Annotated in this window: 16 protein-coding genes; 2 read left to right on the top strand and 14 right to left on the bottom strand. The window is 71.2% G+C overall.

The annotated features are described in order from the left end of the window. Nucleotides 1–54: 54 nt before the first annotated feature. Entirely contained in the window at nucleotides 55–978 is a 924-nt protein-coding gene (locus tag AB0K67_RS21090) for a DUF6492 family protein (protein WP_364062477.1), read from the top strand. A gap of 7 nt (nucleotides 979–985) precedes the next feature. Here the strand turns inward: AB0K67_RS21090 and AB0K67_RS21085 are convergent, their stop codons facing one another. From AB0K67_RS21085 to AB0K67_RS21040, 10 genes are all read right to left on the bottom strand, one after another. Next, nucleotides 986–1,783 carry a hypothetical protein gene (locus AB0K67_RS21085; protein WP_364062474.1) on the bottom strand — a complete coding sequence of 266 codons (798 nt, stop codon included), beginning with the start codon at nucleotides 1,781–1,783 and terminating at the stop codon, nucleotides 986–988. 2 nt (nucleotides 1,784–1,785) lie between these two features. Beyond that, nucleotides 1,786–2,451 (bottom strand): hypothetical protein, encoded by a 666-nt coding sequence (locus AB0K67_RS21080; protein WP_364062471.1) that lies wholly within the window; start codon nucleotides 2,449–2,451, stop codon nucleotides 1,786–1,788. Nucleotides 2,452–2,533: 82 nt separating this feature from the next. Then, a complete protein-coding gene (locus AB0K67_RS21075; RefSeq protein WP_364062468.1) occupies nucleotides 2,534–3,436 on the bottom strand; it encodes a glycosyltransferase family 2 protein in 903 nt (300 codons plus the stop codon). Then, complete coding sequence (locus AB0K67_RS21070) at nucleotides 3,423–4,925, bottom strand: lipopolysaccharide biosynthesis protein (RefSeq protein WP_364062465.1); 1,503 nt, start codon at nucleotides 4,923–4,925, stop codon at nucleotides 3,423–3,425. Before AB0K67_RS21070 ends, AB0K67_RS21075 begins: the two co-directional genes overlap by 14 nt. Nucleotides 4,926–4,946: 21 nt before the next feature. Then, complete coding sequence (locus tag AB0K67_RS21065; RefSeq protein ID WP_364063251.1) at nucleotides 4,947–5,900, bottom strand: hypothetical protein; 954 nt, start codon at nucleotides 5,898–5,900, stop codon at nucleotides 4,947–4,949. After that, on the bottom strand, nucleotides 5,900–7,174 hold the full coding sequence (locus tag AB0K67_RS21060; RefSeq protein WP_364062462.1) for a DUF4910 domain-containing protein: 1,275 nt from the start codon (nucleotides 7,172–7,174) through the stop codon (nucleotides 5,900–5,902). Before AB0K67_RS21060 ends, AB0K67_RS21065 begins: the two co-directional genes overlap by 1 nt. Further along, nucleotides 7,171–8,193, bottom strand: coding sequence for an SDR family oxidoreductase (locus AB0K67_RS21055; RefSeq protein WP_364062460.1), 1,023 nt, complete (start codon nucleotides 8,191–8,193; stop codon nucleotides 7,171–7,173). The genes AB0K67_RS21060 and AB0K67_RS21055 overlap by 4 nt, the downstream gene beginning before the upstream one ends. Before the next feature lie 6 nt (nucleotides 8,194–8,199). Continuing rightward, the gene (locus AB0K67_RS21050) at nucleotides 8,200–8,847 is read right to left on the bottom strand and encodes a PIG-L family deacetylase (RefSeq protein WP_364062458.1); all 648 of its coding nucleotides are present in this window, start codon (nucleotides 8,845–8,847) and stop codon (nucleotides 8,200–8,202) included. After that, complete coding sequence (locus AB0K67_RS21045; protein ID WP_364062455.1) at nucleotides 8,844–9,617, bottom strand: sugar phosphate nucleotidyltransferase; 774 nt, start codon at nucleotides 9,615–9,617, stop codon at nucleotides 8,844–8,846. Before AB0K67_RS21045 ends, AB0K67_RS21050 begins: the two co-directional genes overlap by 4 nt. Then, on the bottom strand, nucleotides 9,614–10,837 hold the full coding sequence (locus AB0K67_RS21040) for a class I SAM-dependent methyltransferase (protein ID WP_364062452.1): 1,224 nt from the start codon (nucleotides 10,835–10,837) through the stop codon (nucleotides 9,614–9,616). Before AB0K67_RS21040 ends, AB0K67_RS21045 begins: the two co-directional genes overlap by 4 nt. A gap of 176 nt (nucleotides 10,838–11,013) precedes the next feature. Here AB0K67_RS21040 and AB0K67_RS21035 point away from each other — a divergent pair, with 176 nt between their 5' ends. Beyond that, complete coding sequence (locus tag AB0K67_RS21035; protein ID WP_364062449.1) at nucleotides 11,014–11,619, top strand: dTDP-4-dehydrorhamnose 3,5-epimerase family protein; 606 nt, start codon at nucleotides 11,014–11,016, stop codon at nucleotides 11,617–11,619. Here AB0K67_RS21035 and rfbD read toward each other — a convergent pair. From rfbD to AB0K67_RS21015, 4 genes are read right to left on the bottom strand one after another with little or no spacing between them, the layout of a single operon-like run. Then, nucleotides 11,542–12,429 (bottom strand): dTDP-4-dehydrorhamnose reductase, encoded by an 888-nt coding sequence (gene rfbD, locus AB0K67_RS21030; protein WP_364062446.1) that lies wholly within the window; start codon nucleotides 12,427–12,429, stop codon nucleotides 11,542–11,544. The two genes, AB0K67_RS21035 and rfbD, sit on opposite strands and share 78 nt — an antisense overlap. Then, complete coding sequence (gene rfbB, locus AB0K67_RS21025; RefSeq protein ID WP_364062443.1) at nucleotides 12,426–13,355, bottom strand: dTDP-glucose 4,6-dehydratase; 930 nt, start codon at nucleotides 13,353–13,355, stop codon at nucleotides 12,426–12,428. The genes rfbD and rfbB overlap by 4 nt, the downstream gene beginning before the upstream one ends. After that, the gene (locus AB0K67_RS21020; RefSeq protein ID WP_364062440.1) at nucleotides 13,352–14,419 is read right to left on the bottom strand and encodes a glucose-1-phosphate thymidylyltransferase; all 1,068 of its coding nucleotides are present in this window, start codon (nucleotides 14,417–14,419) and stop codon (nucleotides 13,352–13,354) included. Before AB0K67_RS21020 ends, rfbB begins: the two co-directional genes overlap by 4 nt. A 1-nt stretch (nucleotide 14,420) precedes the next feature. Beyond that, the gene (locus tag AB0K67_RS21015) at nucleotides 14,421–15,875 is read right to left on the bottom strand and encodes a sugar transferase (protein WP_364062437.1); all 1,455 of its coding nucleotides are present in this window, start codon (nucleotides 15,873–15,875) and stop codon (nucleotides 14,421–14,423) included. Nucleotides 15,876–16,210 lie beyond the last annotated feature (335 nt).

Here is a 16,210-nt window from a genome sequence, read left to right as displayed (position 1 = left end):
CGTGCCAAAGTCCTGCCTCGATACACCGGGGGCCGACAGAGGCATCCGCGAGAGGTGAGCCGTGGAAGAGTGCTGCGCGCCGTGGGGCCGCCCATGAGGACGCTGGCCGTCGTGACCCCCAGCTACGGCCCCGACGCCGGCCACTTCGGCGACCTGCACGACTCGGTGCTCCGCTTCACCCCGCCCGGCACCGTGCACCACGTGATCGTGCCGCGCCCCGACCTGCGGCTGTTCGCGCCGTACGCGGGGCCGCGCTGCCGGGTCTGGACGGTGGACGAGCTGCTGCCCAGGCGGTACGTCCAGGTGCCCCGCATGGGCATGTGGGTCAATGTGCGCCGGCCCTGGCCGCCGGTGCGCGGCTGGGTGATGCAGCAGATCGTCAAGATCGCGGCCAGCGCCGCCATGGACACCGACGTCGTGCTGGTCGCCGACTCCGACGTGGTGCTGCTCCGGCCGGTCACCGCCGCGCGGGCGCTGGTCGACGGCAGGGTGGCGCTGCACAGGCTGGAGGACGGCGTGCACGCGGCGATGCCCCGCCACCTGCTCTGGCATCGCGTCGCCCGCGACCTGCTGCGGCTTCCGCCGCCGCCGGGGCCGCCGCTGCCCGACTACATGAGCCCGCTGACCTTCTGGCAGCCCGCCACCGTGCGCAAGCTGCAGGACCGGCTCAGGGAGACCACCGGGCGGCACTGGATCGAGGCGTTCGGCTCGCGGCTGCACGTCTCCGAGTTCATGCTGTACGGCGTCTTCGTCGACGAGGTGCTGAGCGCCACCGACGGACGGCCGCCCTCCGACACCTCGATCTGCCACAAGACACCCGACGAGTCGCCGATGGACCTGCGCACCGCGCTGGACTTCGCCGGGCGGGTGGGGCCCGAGGCGATCGGCATGATGATCTCCTCCAAGTCGGGCACACCGCCCGAGGTGCGGCAGGCGGCCATCCGGCACGGCATGGAGGTCGCCGCCCGGACGTCCTGACCCGGCGTCAATCGCCTTCGCCGGACTTGTCGGCCGCCGTCTCGTTCGACGCGCCGACCAGATCCGCTCCGGTTCCCGAGGTGCTCGCGGGTGCCTGGCCGTTGGGCGAGGCGTCCGAGGTGAACGTCCCGCCGTCCACGGCCGGGGCGGTGCGGCGGCGGAAGAGGCCGCGCACCTGCACCGCGTACGCGCAGCCGAGGCCGGCGAGGATCGTGGCGAGCAGCGCGCCCACGGCGTACTGGATCTTCGCGGTGGGGTCGTATTTCGGTGGCAGCACCACGACGGTGCTGAGCGTGATGTACGTGCTGCGCGGCGCGCCGAGCGCGACCTGGTACGCGGTGAGCCGCTCGCGCAGCCGCCGGTGCGCCCGTTCCAGTACCTGCGTGGCGGTCGCCGGATCGTCGCTTTCGACCGCGACGTGCAGGAACGGCCCGAGCGTCACGACGCCGAGCAGGTCGGCGTTCGACCGCCCGTCGTCGATGACGATGGTGGTCGGGCCGTTCTCGGTGACGCCGAGGCGGCGCAGCTCGTCCTTGCCGTTGAGCGCGACGATGAGGATGCCGGCCACGGTGCGCAGCCCGTTGTTCTGCTGCAGCAGGGGGTTGGTCTGGCCGACCGGGCCGGCCGGGTCGAGCGAGAGGGTGCCGCCGCTCGGCGGCGGGGTGAGGATCAGCGACGACTCGGTGGCGTAGCGGGCAGGGGTGATCAGGTACGCCGCCACCGCGAGGACGAGACCGAGTGCGAGGATCGGCAGGGCGATGGCGCGCCGCCGGAGCAGCCCCAGCACATCGTTCCAAAAAGCCATGGTCACCTTCGCCCCCCAGCCTTCCTCGCCCGCCGCATGAGCGCGTACGCCGCCCCGGCTCCGATCAGCGCGCCGAGCGCCCCGCCGCCCGCCGCCGCCAGGATCCTGTCCCGGTAGACGGGCTCGGGCGGGGTGGCGGGCCGCACGTCGAGCAGGCCCATGTGGGTGATGGGCGGCGCGCCCAGCGACGTCTGCCAGTTCTTCAGCTCCGTCCGCACCTGGCCCTGTGCCTTGGCCATGACCTCCCGCACGGTGGCGGCGGACGGGCCCTCCACCTCGATGTGCAGGAACGGCCCGCTGGAGCCCACCTTCAGCAGGTCGGGGTCGGTGCGCCCGTCGTCCACGGTCACCTCGACCGGCCCGCCGTCGGTGACGCCCAGCGCCTTGGCCACCCGCTCGTTGCGCATCGACAGGATGACGATCCCCGCCGTGGTCCGCAGCGGGTCGCCGAACTGCAGCAGCGGGTTGGTCAGGCTCTGCTCGGCGGCGGGCCTGACCTCTTGGGTGCCGCCCGCGGTGGAGATGGTGACCACCATGGCCGCCGTGGACGCGTAACGGGCCGGCATGAGGAGGAACCCGGCGGCGGCGAACGCGAGCGCCGCCACGACGACGGGAGGACCGACGAGCTTGTTCCCGGCCAGACCGAGAAGAGTCGTCCAGAAGCGCACTTGGCCCGCCCGTCCGCGTTGTTCCGGTATATCGGATACATCGGGAAATCGTGCGTTCATGGCATTCGTTACGCAGCACTCGTTACGCGGGGCGCAGCAGGGACAGCACCTTACGGCCGCGCCGGGCGACCGTGCGGCGCTGTCTGCGCGCGTACATGCGCAGCACGGCCGCCCGCGCCGCGCGGCGCTGCGCGGCCGTCAGCCCCGGCACGTGCTCGGCGGAGCCCACCCACCGCAGCAGCTCGCGGAGCTGGAGGGTGTTGGACACGTGCGCCTGCCAGGACGGCACGCCGAGCCTGCGCGCCACCTTGGTGATGCGCTCGACGCGGGTGTTGCGGTGCGCCAGCACCTCGGGCACATGCCCCCAGGGACCGGCCAGCGCCAGCTTGGCCGCGAAGATCTCGTCCTCGTGCAGCATGTTCCTGCGCGGGATGCCGGTCGCGGGCCCGCGCCGCAGCAGCCCGTAGAGCGGGTCCATGAGCAGCGGGCTCTCGTTGAGCAGCCGCAGCCACTCGCGCAGCCGCTCCACCGGGTCGTCGGAGCCGAGGCCGGTGCCGTCGTAGGCGGCCATCCTGGTCACGCCGTCGGGGCCGGTGTAGGCGACCTGCGTGGTGACCAGCACCAGCCGCTCGTCCGCCGCGAAGGCCGCCATGGCGCGCGAGATGCAGGACGGGTCGAGCCGGTCGTCGTCGCCGATCCAGCGGACGAACGCGCCGCGGGAGATCCTGGCGGCGTGGATGAAGTTGCCGAGCAGGCCGACGTTGTGCGGGTGCCGGTGGTAGACGATCCTGGGGTCGCCCGCCGCGAGGTCCCTGCACACCTCCTCGGTGGCGTCGGTGGAGGCGTTGTCGGAGATGACCAGCTCGACGTTCCCGTAGTCCTGCGCGAGCACGGATTTCACGACCTGTTCCAGCCGTTCCGCGCCGTTGCGGACGGGCAGGGCGATCGACACCAGTTCAGCACCGGACATCTCAGAGCCGGACATAGGTCCTCCCTCGACGCGTCAGCCGGCCGAGCATCGCGCGCGGCATGGCCAGCAGGGCGAATACGACCAGTCCTGAGCCGCCCACGACGAGCAGCTCCGGCAGCGGGGGCCACGCGAAGGCGGCGGCGAGCGCGGTCAGGTACGCGCACGTCACCGCCGAGGCCAGCGCGGGCCGCAGCAGGCCGGGCAGCACGCCGCGCAGCCGTACGCCCTGCCGGCGCAGCAGCAGCGCGCCCAGCGGCAGCGCGACGAGGACGGCCACGGCGGCGTGCCCGATGGCCGCGCCCGTGATGCCGCCGAGGTGCGCCCCGATGATGAGGGCGGGCAGCAGCGCGAGCGCCCAGCCGAGGTTGAGCCAGACCGTGCTCCTGGTCGCGCCGGTCGAGATGAGGATGTCGGTGACCAGGTACGACGTGATCATCCTGACGACCATGAGCACGGACAGGAAGCTCAGCACGGGGGCCGCGGGAGCCCAGCGGGGCTCGTACAGGAACGTGATGAGGGGATGCGCGAGCGTGGCCATGACCAGCGCCACCGGCATCACGAACGACACCAGCAGCGGCACCGACCTGCGCACGCCCTCCGACAGCGAGTCCGGGTCCTCGGCCAGCCGCGAGAAGCCGGGCAGCGCGACGTAGCGCAGCGCCGTGCCGATCACCCCTGGCACCCAGCTCGACACGTTGAAGGCCAGCAGGTAGTAGCCGAGCTGCTGCTCGCCGAGCACCGCGCCCACGACGACGAAGCTGGAGTTCATCAGCACGGCCTCAAGGCCGAAGCCGAGCGCCGACGGCAGGCCGAAGCGCAGCAGGCGGGCGGCGATGGCCCGGTCGAAGCCGAACCGCCACGGCATCCTGGCCAGCCGGACGATGACGGCACCGGTCACGATCGCGCCGCCGAGCTGGCCCCAGGCGAAGCTGTAGGCGCCCGCGCCGGCCGCCGCCAGCGAGATCGCGACCGTGGCGTTGACCGCGAACCCGGCGAGGTTCGCGGCGGCGAGGCGGTCCTGGGCGAACTCGCGCATCAGCACCGCGCTGCGCACGGCGGTCACGGCCTCGACGAGGATGACGGCCGTGAGCAGCCGCACCACGCCGGTCGCCGGCTCGCTGCCGGCCAGCGCGGCGAAGTACGGCGCACCGGCCCAGAACAGCCCGTACAGGCCGGTGGCGAAGCAGAACGCGAGCACCGTGGCCGTGGGCGCGATCTCGGAGACCCGGCCGCGCCACTGGATGACGGCGGCCATGACGCCCGCGTCCTTGACGACCATGACGAACTGCGTGGCGGCCAGCGCGACCGCGTAGACGCCGAAGTCCTCGGTCGCCAGCAGCCTGGCCAGCACCAGGCTCATGACGAACGAGGCCGCCTTGGTGACCGTGTTGCCGAGCAGGCTCCAGCGCAGCCCGCTGCTCGCCTTGCGGCCGATGGACTCGACCCTGTCGCCGGTCACAGGGTCGCCGGTCACAGGGTCGCCGGTCACAGGGTCGTCAGTCACGGGGTCGTCGGTCACGGCGGGTCAGACCCGTTCCAGCCAGATCTCCCGCCAGAACGGTACGAACTCGCGCGGGCAGTTGAGGCTGTGCACGCCCGCGCAGACGACCCCCTCCAGCACGATGCACGGGTTCTTCATGGTCAGCATCTCGCCCGTCTTCTCGTCGATGCAGCGCTCGACCCTGGCCTGCACCCGCGCCGTCTTCCCGCAGTAGCGGGCCATCTCCTGCTCGAAGCCCATGCCGCGGTTGAGCAGGTCCTCGTTCAGCGTGGCGAGGATCTCCTCCTTGGACTTGACCCGCACCAGCTCCCCGGGTCGCAGGCCGAGGGTCTGCGTGGGCGTCCGCCCCTTCAGGCGGCCTTTGAGGAAGCCCCACGGCAGCCCCTCCTTGATCAGCAGCCATCGCGGCAGCACCCGCCTGGACAGGCGCTGGAGGCGGTTGAACAGCCCGATGGCGATGGCCTGCACGGTCCTGCCCAGGCCCACGTTGCCGGAGCGCACGTCGGTGACGTACTGGCGGGCGTTCGTGAACGGCAGGCAGGCCGGCGCGGCGCGCAGCAGCTCGGTCGCCTGGCAGGAGTAGCGCACGGTGCCGTCATCGGCGGGCGGCTTGCGGGTGTTCGCCTCCAGCAGCGGCAGCAGCCTGGCGTCCTGCGGCGCGGTCGTGGGCTCGTCCGTCACCGGCTTGAGCCATGCCTCCTTCCAGTAGAGGGAGCAGGCGGTCTGGCAGCCGCCGTGCGCCGAGCCGTCGCAGCGGGCGCCGGTCAGGTGCACGGCGCTGTCCATCTTGCGGAGCCCCGTACGGGTCTGGGTGTCGCACAGCTTGTGCGCCACCTTGTGCACGGTGAGGCGTTTGCCGCAGTAGGCCAGCATCTCGGGCATGAACGGCAGCCCGTCGAGCTCGCCCCGTTCGTCCAGCGTGGCCAGGATCTCGGCCTCGCTTCGCACTTCCACGAGGTCTCCGACCTTGTAGCGCATCACGCGGTCTCCTTGAGCAGTCCGGCCGCCAGCAGGGCGTCCGCCGCCGCACGCAGCGCGGCGAACGGCAGGTCCGAGCGCTCGGCGATGTCCAGCAGGCTCTTGCTCCCGTCGGACAGGTTGAGCACCCATAACATCGCGAGCTGCGCCTGTTTCGTGTCGCTGCGCCCGCCGAGCGAGTCGTAGAGCCCGCGCCGGCCGAGCTGCGGCTCGCCGTACGGGCTGAGGTTGAGGTAGGTACGGTCGCCCTCCAGCACCCCGGTGATGGCCTGGAGCGCGTCCAGGGTGTCCTCCAGGGCGGCCGGGGTGACGAAGTCCAGGTCGTCCCCCGAGGTGTGGTACTCGGGGTATTGGGCGTACGGGGTCCTGGTGAGGCTGCCGAACGGCAGGTCGAAGCCGGGCGAGCAGAACTGCCGCTCGTCGTAGCCGTACGGGGTGAACGGCAGCACCCGATGCGGCCGGCTCTTGAGCACGAGCGTCGCCGCCCGGTCGATCGCCGCGTCACCCCTCCTGCTCCGCTTGTAGGTGAGCCGCCCGGAGTCGCCCGCGCAGGCCAGCGTGAGCCCGTGCTTGATGCGCCCCACGCGCTCCCGGTTGCGGGCCAGCCACGTGATGGCGCCGATCGTGCCGGGTGCGAACAGGAACCGGTAGGTGTGGCGCGGCCGCTCCAGGCTCCTGGCCAGCGCCACGGCCACCGCGATTCCGGCGAGGTTGTCGTTGGCCAGTGACGGATGGCAGACGTGGCAGGAGATCATCACCTCGTCGCCGGTCTGCCCCGGCACGACGTGCTCGGCGTAGGTCAGGGACCCGTCGGCCAGCGTCGAGTCGATCACCACCTCGTACGGCCCGTCGCCCATGGCGTCGAGCGTGCGCTGACTGAGGCAGAAGCCCCACGTCCGCGCGTAGTACGAGGTCCGGTAGGGCACCAGGTCCGGCTGCTCGGGCAGCGTGTGCAGATGGGGGCGGAGCTCGTCCAGCGTCATGGTGGCCGAGACCGGCTCGCTGTAGCCCACGACGTGCAGGTTCGAGCGCCGGAAGTCCACCACGCGCCGCCCTGAGGCGTCCTTGATGTAGGCGTCGCGGATGTTCCACTCCTGCGGGATCGTCCAGTCGAGCACCTGGGTCCCGGTCGGCACCTCGTGCACGGTCAGCGGCAGGTGCTCGCCGATGACGCCGAGGGTCGCGCGGAGGCCGTCGCCGGTGATGCTCCTGCACAGCGGGTAGAGCCGCGCCACCAGCGCGTGCATCTCCGCGCCCGTCATCTGGCCGCTCATGACGGGCGCAGCTCCGCGTTCACGGTGCCCTCCGCCTGCCGGTCGGCCAGCCGGGCGAGCCGGGTGAAGCGCCGCTCGAACGCCTCCCTGGTCAGCCCGTGACGGCGGTAGGCGTCGATCAGCTCGATCGCGCCGTCCTTCACCGTCCGCCGCGCCTCGGCGGCCGGCAGCGCCGCGCGCAACCGGGAGAAGTCCACCCGGTACGAGCGCGGATCCGCGCCCGTCTCCCCCGTGATCGTCACCGAAGCTCCGGGCACCGCCTCGGCGACGGTGGCGGCGATCTCGGCCACGGTGACGTTGTTCTGCTCGCCGCCCACGTTGAACGCCCGCGCGTGCACGACCTCCCTGGGCGCGGTGAGCGCCGCGGCGAACGCCTCCGCGATGTCCAGCACGTGCACCAGCGGCCGCCACGGCGTGCCGTCGGAGAGCACCTTGATCTCGCCCGCCAGGTGGGCGTGCCCGACCAGGTTGTTGAGCACGATGTCCGCGCGCAGCCGGGGCGAGAAGCCGAAGGCGGTGGCGTTGCGCAGGAAGACCGGGGTGAAGTCGGCGTCGGCCAGCTTCACCAGCTCGTCCTCCACGCGCACCTTCGACTCGGCGTACGGGGTCAGCGGCCGCAGCGGCGCGTCCTCGGTCACCAGCTCGTCGCCGCCTGAGGCGCCGTAGACCGAGCAGGTGGAGGCGTACAGGAAGCGCCGCACCCCGGCGTCGCGCGCCAGCCGGGCCAGCCGCACCGACGCGTGGTGGTTGATGTCGTACGTCAGCTCCGGCGCGAGCGAGCCCAGCGGGTCGTTGGAGAGCGCGGCCAGGTGGATCACCGCGTCGAAGCCGCGCAGCGCCTCGGCCGGCACGTCGCGCAGATCGGCCGCCAGGCCCGGCGGGTCGGTCGGCGGCGGGCCGAGCACGCAGTCGGCGAACAGGCCCGAGTCGAGGCCGGTGACCTCGTGCCCGGCCGCGCTCAGCACGGGAGCCATGACGGTGCCCAGATAGCCCTGGTGCCCGGTCAGCAGTACACGCATGTCGGCCTAGCCTCCGAGGTCGAGGACGAGTTTGGAGCCGTGGAACGCCTCGGCGTAGCGCGCGCCGCACTCGATGCCGCGGATGCGGGCCAGGCCGAGGAACGCCTCCCGGTCGTACCAAAGGCGGTGCCGCTGCGAGGGGTAGTGGCGCTGGAGCAGGGAGACCTTCTCCTCGGCCACTTCGGGCCGCAGCGGCTGGTAGACGTTGGGACGTCCGAGGTCGCCGTCCCACTTGACGATCTCGTAGCCGAGCGTCAGATGGTCGCGGAACGCGGTGGGCACCAGCTCGGCCAGCCCGCGATGATCCTGGTGGGCGTCGTCGCGGCGGGGCGCGAGTATCAGGTCGGGCTCGGTGGCGGCGCGCAGCTCCTCCACCGCCTCCTTGGCCTCGTGCCAGTGCGCGGGCAGCCGCCCGTCGGGCAGCTTGAGCACGTTCAGCCGCAGATCCGCGCCGGGGCAGAAGGCCGCGAGCGCCGCGTGCTCCTCCTCCTCGCGCTCGGTGCCGCCACCGGAGAGCACCAGCGCGTCGACGCGCAGCCCCGGACGGGCGGCGCAGAGCGTGAGCAGCGTGCCGCCGGCGCCGATGGCGAGATCGTCGCAGTGCGCGCCCACCGCGACCAGCGAGCCCAGCCTGACCGGTACGAGTCCGATCATCGCTCCCACAGCGCCCACGGACGCTCACCCCGCGAGTAGGCGTCGTCCAGCTCGATGCGCTGGTTGACGGTGTCGGTCGGCCGCCAGTAGCCGCGATGCCGGTACGCGGTCAGCCGCCCGCGTTTGGCCAGTTCCACGCAGGCGTCGCCGACCAGGTCGCCGTTCTCGGGGATGTGGTCGAAGACCTCCTGGCGCAGCACGAAGTAGCCGCCGTTGACCCAGAGCGGCATCTCGCTGACCGGGCTGATGGCCCGCACGGCCCCGTCGTCGGCGACGTCCACGCAGTGGAAGGTGCCGGGCGGCGGCACCACCATCATCGACGCGCCCGCGTCCGCCTGCTTGAACCGGTCGATGATCTCCGGCAGCGGCGCGTCGGTGAGCACGTCGGCGTAGTTGGCCAGGAACATCTCCTCGCCCTCCAGATACGGCCGCACCCGGCGCAGCCGCTCCCCGATCGGCGAGCGCAGCCCGGTCTGCACGAAGGCGATGGACCAGTCGGAGGTGTCCTGCGAGAGCATCCTGACCTCGCCCTTGTGCAGGATGAAGTCGTTGGAGTCGGTCTCCTGGTAGTTGAGGAAGAAGTCCTTGATGTGCTGGGCGCCGTAGCCGAGGCAGAGCACGAAGTCGGTGTGCCCGAAGTGCGCGTAGTAGCGCATCACGTGCCAGATGAGCGGGCGGGGGCCGACGAGCTGCATCGGCTTGGGCACGTCTCCCGGCTGCCCGCTGCGCATGCGGGTGCCGTAACCGCCGCAAAAGAGCACGACCTTCATGGTGCGACCTCCAAGGACGGGATGGGGAAGACCAGCCGGCCGCCCCACTCGCGCACGTACGCGAGCTGCTCGGTCAGCTCGGCGCGCAGGTTCCAGGGCAGGACCAGCACGTAGTCGGGCCGGTCGGCGGCGATCCGCTCGGGCGGCAGGACGGGGATGCGGGTGCCCGGCGTGAACCTGCCGTGCTTATACGGGTTGCGGTCCACCGTGTACGGCAGCAGGTCGGGCCGGATCCCGCAGTGGTTGAGCAGCGTGTTGCCCTTGCCCGGCGCGCCGTAGCCGACCACGGTCTTGCCCTCGTCGGCCGCGTCGATGAGGAAGCGCAGCAGGTCGCGGCGGACCCTGGCCACCCGCTCGCCGAACCTCGCGTAGCCGCCGAGCTCCCGCAGCCCCGCGCTCTTCTCCATGTCGAGCACGTCGGCCACCCTGCGGCTGTGCCCGCTCACCGCCTCGGCGGGCCTGGCCCACAGGCGGATGGAGCCGCCGTGCGTCGGCAGCAGCTCGACATCGGCCAGGGCGAGCCCGCCCGACTCCAGCGCCCGCATGGCCGATGCGACCGTGTAGTACTGGAAGTGCTCGTGGTAGATCGTGTCGTACTGGTTCAGCTCCATGAGCGTGAGCAGGTGCTGCACCTCGATGGAGACCCAGCCGTCGTCGGCGACGAGCGCGCGCAGCCCCTTGGTGAAGCCGACGATGTCGGGGATGTGCGCGTAGACGTTGTTGGCGACGACGAGCCCGGCGGGCCCGTGCTCGGCCCTGATCGCCGCGCCGGTCTGCGGGTCCAGGAACGCCGTGAGCGTCGGCACGCCCTTCTCCCTGGCGGCGCGGCCCACGTTCTCCGACGGCTCGACGCCCAGGCAGCGCACGCCCCTGGCCACGACGTGCTGGAGCAGGTAGCCGTCGTTGCTCGCGACCTCCACGACGAAATCGGGGGCCAGCCGGTCGAGCGCGTCGTCGGTGAAGCGCCGCGCGTGCTCGACCCAGGAGGTCGAGTACGACGAGAAGTAGGCGTACTCGGTGAAGGTGTCCTCAGGCCGGATCAGCGGCGGGATCTGCGCCAGCCAGCAGCTCGTGCAGACGCGCAGGTGCAGCGGATAGGTGGGCTCGGGCTCGTCGAGCTGCTCGCGGGTGAGGAACAGCTCGCACGGCGGCGTGGCGCCGAGGTCGACCACGCTCGCGAGCTCGGTCGAGCCGCATAACCGGCAGCCTTTCACGGGCATCGACCCCGATCACGCATCATGAAATCTCCCCACTTCGGCCGTTGTGTGTGTCTGGCGCGGTCCAAAGCCGCGGCCGTCCGCCGTCCCCGTTCGCCCACCGGCAGACATTTCGCGGCGCTTGTCGTATTCGTTACAGAGCCTGGTCGGAACGTTCCCGTCATGTCATGATCCGCTTCATGGATCCCCTCGGCCTCGACGGCGCATGGCTGCACACTCCGAAGATCCACGGCGACCACCGCGGCGCGTTCCTGGAGTGGTTCAAACAGGACGCGCTCGACCGGCCCATGGACGTGGCGCAGGCCAACTGCTCGATCTCGGTCAGAGGCACGCTGCGCGGCGTGCACTTCAGCGACGTGCCGCCCGGCCAGGCCAAGTACGTGACCTGCGTGTCCGGCAGCGTGCTGGACGTCATCGTGGACGTCCGCACCGGCTCGCCCACCTTCGGCGAGCACGTCGCCGTCGAGCTGGACGACCGGCGGCGGCGTGCCGTCTATATCGCCGAGGGCCTGGGACACGCGTTCTTCGCGCTCAGCGAGTCGGCCACGGTCGTCTACCTGTGCTCCACTCCGTACGCGCCGCTGCGCGAGCACGGCGTGCACCCCCTCGACCCGGCCCTCGGCATCGGCTGGCCGTCCGGCGTCGAGCCCGTGCTGTCGGAGAAGGACGCGGCGGCGCCCACACTGGCGCAGGCTGCGGACCAAGGGCTACTGCCCTCCTACGCCGACTGCCTGGCTCACTACGCCTCCCCAGGCGGCCACCAGGTGGGGCCACGCGGCGGATAGGGCCGCGCGCCAGTCGCGCATCGGCACCGGCGGCCGCCAGGCGTCGCTTCCCAGCACGCTGTAGGCGGGGCGGCGGGCGGGCCGGGGGAAGTCGGCCGTGCTCACCGGCTCCACCATGCCGGGATCGGCGCCGACCAGCTCGAAGATCCGCCTGGCGTAGTCGTACCAGCTCGTCGTGCCCGCGTTCGTCACGTGGTAGATCCCCGGAGGCAACCGGCTGCCGCCGAGCAGGATCAGCCGCTCGGCCAGGTCCACGGTCCAGGTGGGCTGGCCGACCTGATCGTCCACCACCCGCACCGGCGTGCACTCGGCCGCCTTGATCGCCATCGTCCTGGCGAAGCTGCGCCCGTGCGCGCCGTACAGCCACTCGGTGCGCACCACGTAGTGGCCGTGGCCGAGCGCCGCCTGCTCGCCTGCCAGCTTGGCCCTGCCGTAGGCGTTGAGCGGGCGCGTCGGGGCGTCCTCCGCGTACGGCGTGCGCGCCGCGCCGTCGAAGACGTAGTCGGTCGACAGCTGTAACAGCCGCGCGCCCACCCGGGTGCAGGCCAGGGCCAGCCCGGTCACCGCCGTGCCGTTGACCGCCATGGCCCGCGCCTCGTCCCGCTCGGCGGCGTCCACGTCCGTCCACGCCGCGCAGTTGACCACCACGTCGGGACGGACCGCGCGCAGCGCGGCGGCGACCGCGCCCGCGTCGCACACGTCCAGCTCCGCCCTGGTGAACGCGTGCACCGACGCTCCCGGCACGGCCCGCAGCAGGCGCGTCAGGTCCCGGCCGAGCATGCCGCCCGCGCCGGTCACCAGCCACCTCATACCCCCGCCCACCAGCCGGGGTTGTCCTGATACCACCGCACGGTCTCCTTCAGCCCTTGCTCGAACGAGATCCTGGGCCGCCAGCCGAGCGCGCGCAGCTTGCGGTCGTCGAGTGAGTAGCGGCGGTCGTGGCCCTTGCGGTCGGCGACGTACTCGACCATGTCCCAGCCACGGCCGCAGGCTTCGAGCAGCCGGGCGGTCAGCTCCTTGTTGGTCAGCTCGGCGGTGCCCGCGATGTGGTAGACCTCGCCGGGCTCGCCCGCCTCGGCGACCAGGCGGATGCCGGCGCAGTGGTCCTCGACGTGGATCCAGTCGCGTACGTTGCCGCCGTCGCCGTAGAGCGGCACCTTCCTGCCGCGCAGCAGGTTGGTGATGAACAGCGGGATGATCTTCTCCGGGTACTGGCGGGGCCCGTAGTTGTTGCCGCAGCGGGTGATGGAGACGTTCAGGCCGTGAGTGATCGCGTACGCCTGGGCGATCATGTCGCCGCCGGCCTTCGACGCCGCGTACGGCGAGCGCGGCCGCACCGGCGCGGACTCGTCCCACGAGCCGATGTCGATCGAGCCGTACACCTCGTCCGTGGAGACCTGCACGACCTTGGGCACGCCCGCGTCCAGGCACGCCTGCAGCAGCGTCTGGGTGCCGAGCACGTTGGTGCGCACGAACTCCGCCGCGCCCTCGATCGAGCGGTCGACGTGGGACTCGGCGGCGAAGTTCACCACCAGGTCGTGGCCGGGGACGATCCGGCTCAGCAGCTCGGCGTCGCACACGTCGCCGTGCACGAAGCGGTGCGGCACCCCCTCCAGGTTGGCCCGGTTGCCCGCGTAGGTGAGCTTGTCGAGCACCGTCACGTCCGCGTCGCGCAGCCCGCGGACGAACTGGGACCCGATGAAGCCGGCCCCGCCCGTAACCAGAATGCGTTTCATGTACCGATCTGCACCTTGCTGTGATCGCCCAGCACGAGACGGTGGGCCTTGGGGGTACTGACTGAGGCGGTCACCTCGACGTGGTGGCCGATCAGGGAGGATTCGATCCTGCCCACCCCCGCGATGGAGGTGCCCCGCAGCACGATCGAGTAATCCAGCTCGCTGCCGGTGACCGTGCAGTCCGCGCCGACCGAGGTGAACGGGCCGATGTAGCTGTCGCGGATGCGGGTGCCCGCGCCGATGATCACCGGGCCGACCACGCGGGATCGCTCGACCACCGCGCCCTGCTCCACCACCACCCGGCCGACGATCTCGCTGACCGCGTCCACCGCGCCGTCCACGCGCCGGTCGAGCGACTCCAGCACCAGCCGGTTGACCTCCAGCATGTCGGTGACGTTGCCGGTGTCCTTCCAGTAGCCGGTGATGATCGACGCCTCGACGTCCAGGCCCGCCTCGATCAGCCACTGGATCGCGTCGGTGATCTCCAGCTCGCCCCGCCACGACGGCTTGAGCTCCGCGACCGCCTCGTGCACGGCCGGGCTGAACAGGTAGACGCCGACCAGGGCCAGGTCGCTCTTGGGCACCGCCGGCTTCTCCTCCAGGCCGATCACCTGGCCCCGCGCGTCCAGCTCGGCCACGCCGAACTGCCGGGGATCGCCGACCTTGGTCAGCATGATCTGCGCGGCCGGCCGCCGGGCCGCGAAGCGGGCCACCTGGTCCTTGATGCCGCCGACGATGAAGTTGTCGCCCAGGTACATGACGAAGTCCTCCTCGCCGAGGAAGTCGCGGGCGATCAGCACGCCGTGCGCGAGCCCGAGCGGGGCCTCCTGGCGCAGGTAGGTGACCTCGAGGCCGAACGCCGAGCCGTCGCCCACCGCGGCCTCGATCTCCGCGTGCGTGTCGCCCACCACCAGCCCGACCTCGCGGATGCCGGTCTCCGCAATCGCCTCCAGGCCGTAGAACAGCACCGGCTTGTTGGCGACCGGCACGAGCTGCTTGGCCGAGGTGTGGGTGATGGGCCGCAGGCGCGTGCCCGACCCTCCGGCGAGCACGAGTGCTTTCACGCTAGTACGCCCCTTCTCCACGGGTGACGACACCCCAGGTCTTCCACAAGATCTGCAGGTCGAGGATGAGCGACCAGTTCTCCACGTACCGCAGGTCGAGCCGTACGGACTCGTCCCAGGTCAGGTCGGAGCGGCCGCTGACCTGCCACAGGCCGGTCATGCCCGGCTTGACCACCAGGCGGCGGCGCACGTCGGTGCCGTAGGCGGCGACCTCTTCGAGCAGCGGCGGGCGCGGGCCGACCAGCGACATCTCGCCGCGGATGACGTTGAGGAGCTGCGGCAGCTCGTCGATGGAGTAGCGGCGCAGGTAGGCGCCTACCTTGGTGATGCGTGGATCGTTCCTTATCTTGAACAGCACGCCGTCGAACTCGTTGGCGTCGAGGAGTTCGGCCTTGCGCTGCTCGGCGTCGGCCACCATCGTACGGAACTTGTAGACCCTGAACTCCTTGCCGTCCTTGCCCACCCTGGTCTGGCGGAACAACGCGGGACCCGGGCTGGTGAGCCTGATCAGCACACCCACCGCCACCAGCGGCAGCGCCAGCACCACCAGGGCCGTGCCGGCCACCACCCGGTCGAAGACCGACTTCACGAACTGCCTGGCCCCGTTGAACTCCGGATGCTCCACGTGCAGCAGCGGCATGCCGGCCACCGGCGTGATGCTGATGCGCGGGCCCGCCACGTCGAGCAGCGCGGGCGCGACGAACAGGTCCGTCCTGTCGGCCTCCAGGCTCCACGCCAGCCTGCGCAGCGCCGCGCCGTCCAGCTCGGGACAGGCCAGCACGGCCACCGCGTCGGCCCGCGTACGGGCCACGACGTCCGCCACGTCGGCGAACGAGCCCAGCACCGGGATACCGTCGAGATCGACGTCCCGGTCATCGGACGGCAGGCAGGCGCCCACCACCTGCATGCCGTGATACGGCTGCCTGCGGAACTGCATGACCAGGTCGAGTATCGAGTCGCGGTGCCCGACCGCGATGACCTGGCGCATGTACTCGCCGACTTCCCTGCGCCGGTGCAGGTGCTTGCGCATCTTGTAGCGGTAGAACAGCGTCGCGAGCAGGCCCAGCGGCAGCATCGCCATGACGAAGCTGCGCGCGATGCTGGTCTGCGTCACGTACGCGCCGATGGCGACCGCGGCCATCAGGCCGACGCCGCCGTTGAAGACGGCTTTGAACTCCTCGGTACCCTCGCCGTTGGCCCGCCGGCGATACGCTCCGCCCAGGGCGAGCGCGGCCGGCCATGACAGGACGAGGCCGAGGCCGAAGGCGAACTCCACGACGGGGATGTACGCGCCGTTGAGCCAGCGGATTCCCAGCACGACACCACATGCGCACAGCGCGCATAAGGTGTCGCCGAGTAACAGGGTCCGTAAGTAGGCTCTTGTCCAAATACTGGATTTCCGGCCCGGCACGGCCCCAAGGAGCACGCCGACGGACCCCCTAGTCCCCACCCTCATCAGTACCACCCTGACAACTCCGGCACCGCAGTAACATGACGTCTTGCGACACATGGGTTGAGAAAGGCCCATGCCTTATCAAGGGCGGCGGCCCCCACTAAAGACTAAAGATCAGATACAAGCTGGGAAATACCGGTAAATGTCCACATTAGGACGCGAGTTATCGGTGGGCCGGGGTTGACGGAACGATCCAAAAGATGCAAAGCATGAACGCCACGCCATACACGGCGGATACCTGTCCGGTGACGCGTCGTCGTATGCGGGGGGCGGGGCGGACGGTGGGCCGGGCCGGTGGTGTCGGGGAATTGGCGGGCCGGACGAGCCGTGGTCCGAGA

Origin of the sequence: Nonomuraea sp. NPDC052634 (assembly GCF_040678535.1) — a bacterium.
Classification (GTDB): Bacteria; Actinomycetota; Actinomycetes; order Streptosporangiales; family Streptosporangiaceae; genus Nonomuraea; species Nonomuraea fastidiosa.
Note: the sequence above shows the minus strand (reverse complement) of the source record. Positions and strands in the feature narration are given on the sequence as shown.

What these genes read in the sequence shown, in the direction of transcription:
- AB0K67_RS21040 (WP_364062452.1), bottom strand. Translation starts at nt 10,837, where the DNA reads ATGCCCGTGAAAGGCTGCCGGTTATGCGGCTCGACCGAGCTCGCGAGC.
- AB0K67_RS21035 (WP_364062449.1), top strand. Translation starts at nt 11,014, where the DNA reads ATGGATCCCCTCGGCCTCGACGGCGCATGGCTGCACACTCCGAAGATC.
- AB0K67_RS21075 (WP_364062468.1), bottom strand. Translation starts at nt 3,436, where the DNA reads ATGTCCGGCTCTGAGATGTCCGGTGCTGAACTGGTGTCGATCGCCCTG.
- AB0K67_RS21045 (WP_364062455.1), bottom strand. Translation starts at nt 9,617, where the DNA reads ATGAAGGTCGTGCTCTTTTGCGGCGGTTACGGCACCCGCATGCGCAGC.
- AB0K67_RS21015 (WP_364062437.1), bottom strand. Translation starts at nt 15,875, where the DNA reads ATGAGGGTGGGGACTAGGGGGTCCGTCGGCGTGCTCCTTGGGGCCGTG.
- AB0K67_RS21055 (WP_364062460.1), bottom strand. Translation starts at nt 8,193, where the DNA reads ATGCGTGTACTGCTGACCGGGCACCAGGGCTATCTGGGCACCGTCATG.
- AB0K67_RS21060 (WP_364062462.1), bottom strand. Translation starts at nt 7,174, where the DNA reads ATGAGCGGCCAGATGACGGGCGCGGAGATGCACGCGCTGGTGGCGCGG.
- AB0K67_RS21050 (WP_364062458.1), bottom strand. Translation starts at nt 8,847, where the DNA reads ATGATCGGACTCGTACCGGTCAGGCTGGGCTCGCTGGTCGCGGTGGGC.
- AB0K67_RS21085 (WP_364062474.1), bottom strand. Translation starts at nt 1,783, where the DNA reads ATGGCTTTTTGGAACGATGTGCTGGGGCTGCTCCGGCGGCGCGCCATC.
- rfbD (WP_364062446.1), bottom strand. Translation starts at nt 12,429, where the DNA reads ATGAGGTGGCTGGTGACCGGCGCGGGCGGCATGCTCGGCCGGGACCTG.
- AB0K67_RS21065 (WP_364063251.1), bottom strand. Translation starts at nt 5,900, where the DNA reads ATGCGCTACAAGGTCGGAGACCTCGTGGAAGTGCGAAGCGAGGCCGAG.
- rfbB (WP_364062443.1), bottom strand. Translation starts at nt 13,355, where the DNA reads ATGAAACGCATTCTGGTTACGGGCGGGGCCGGCTTCATCGGGTCCCAG.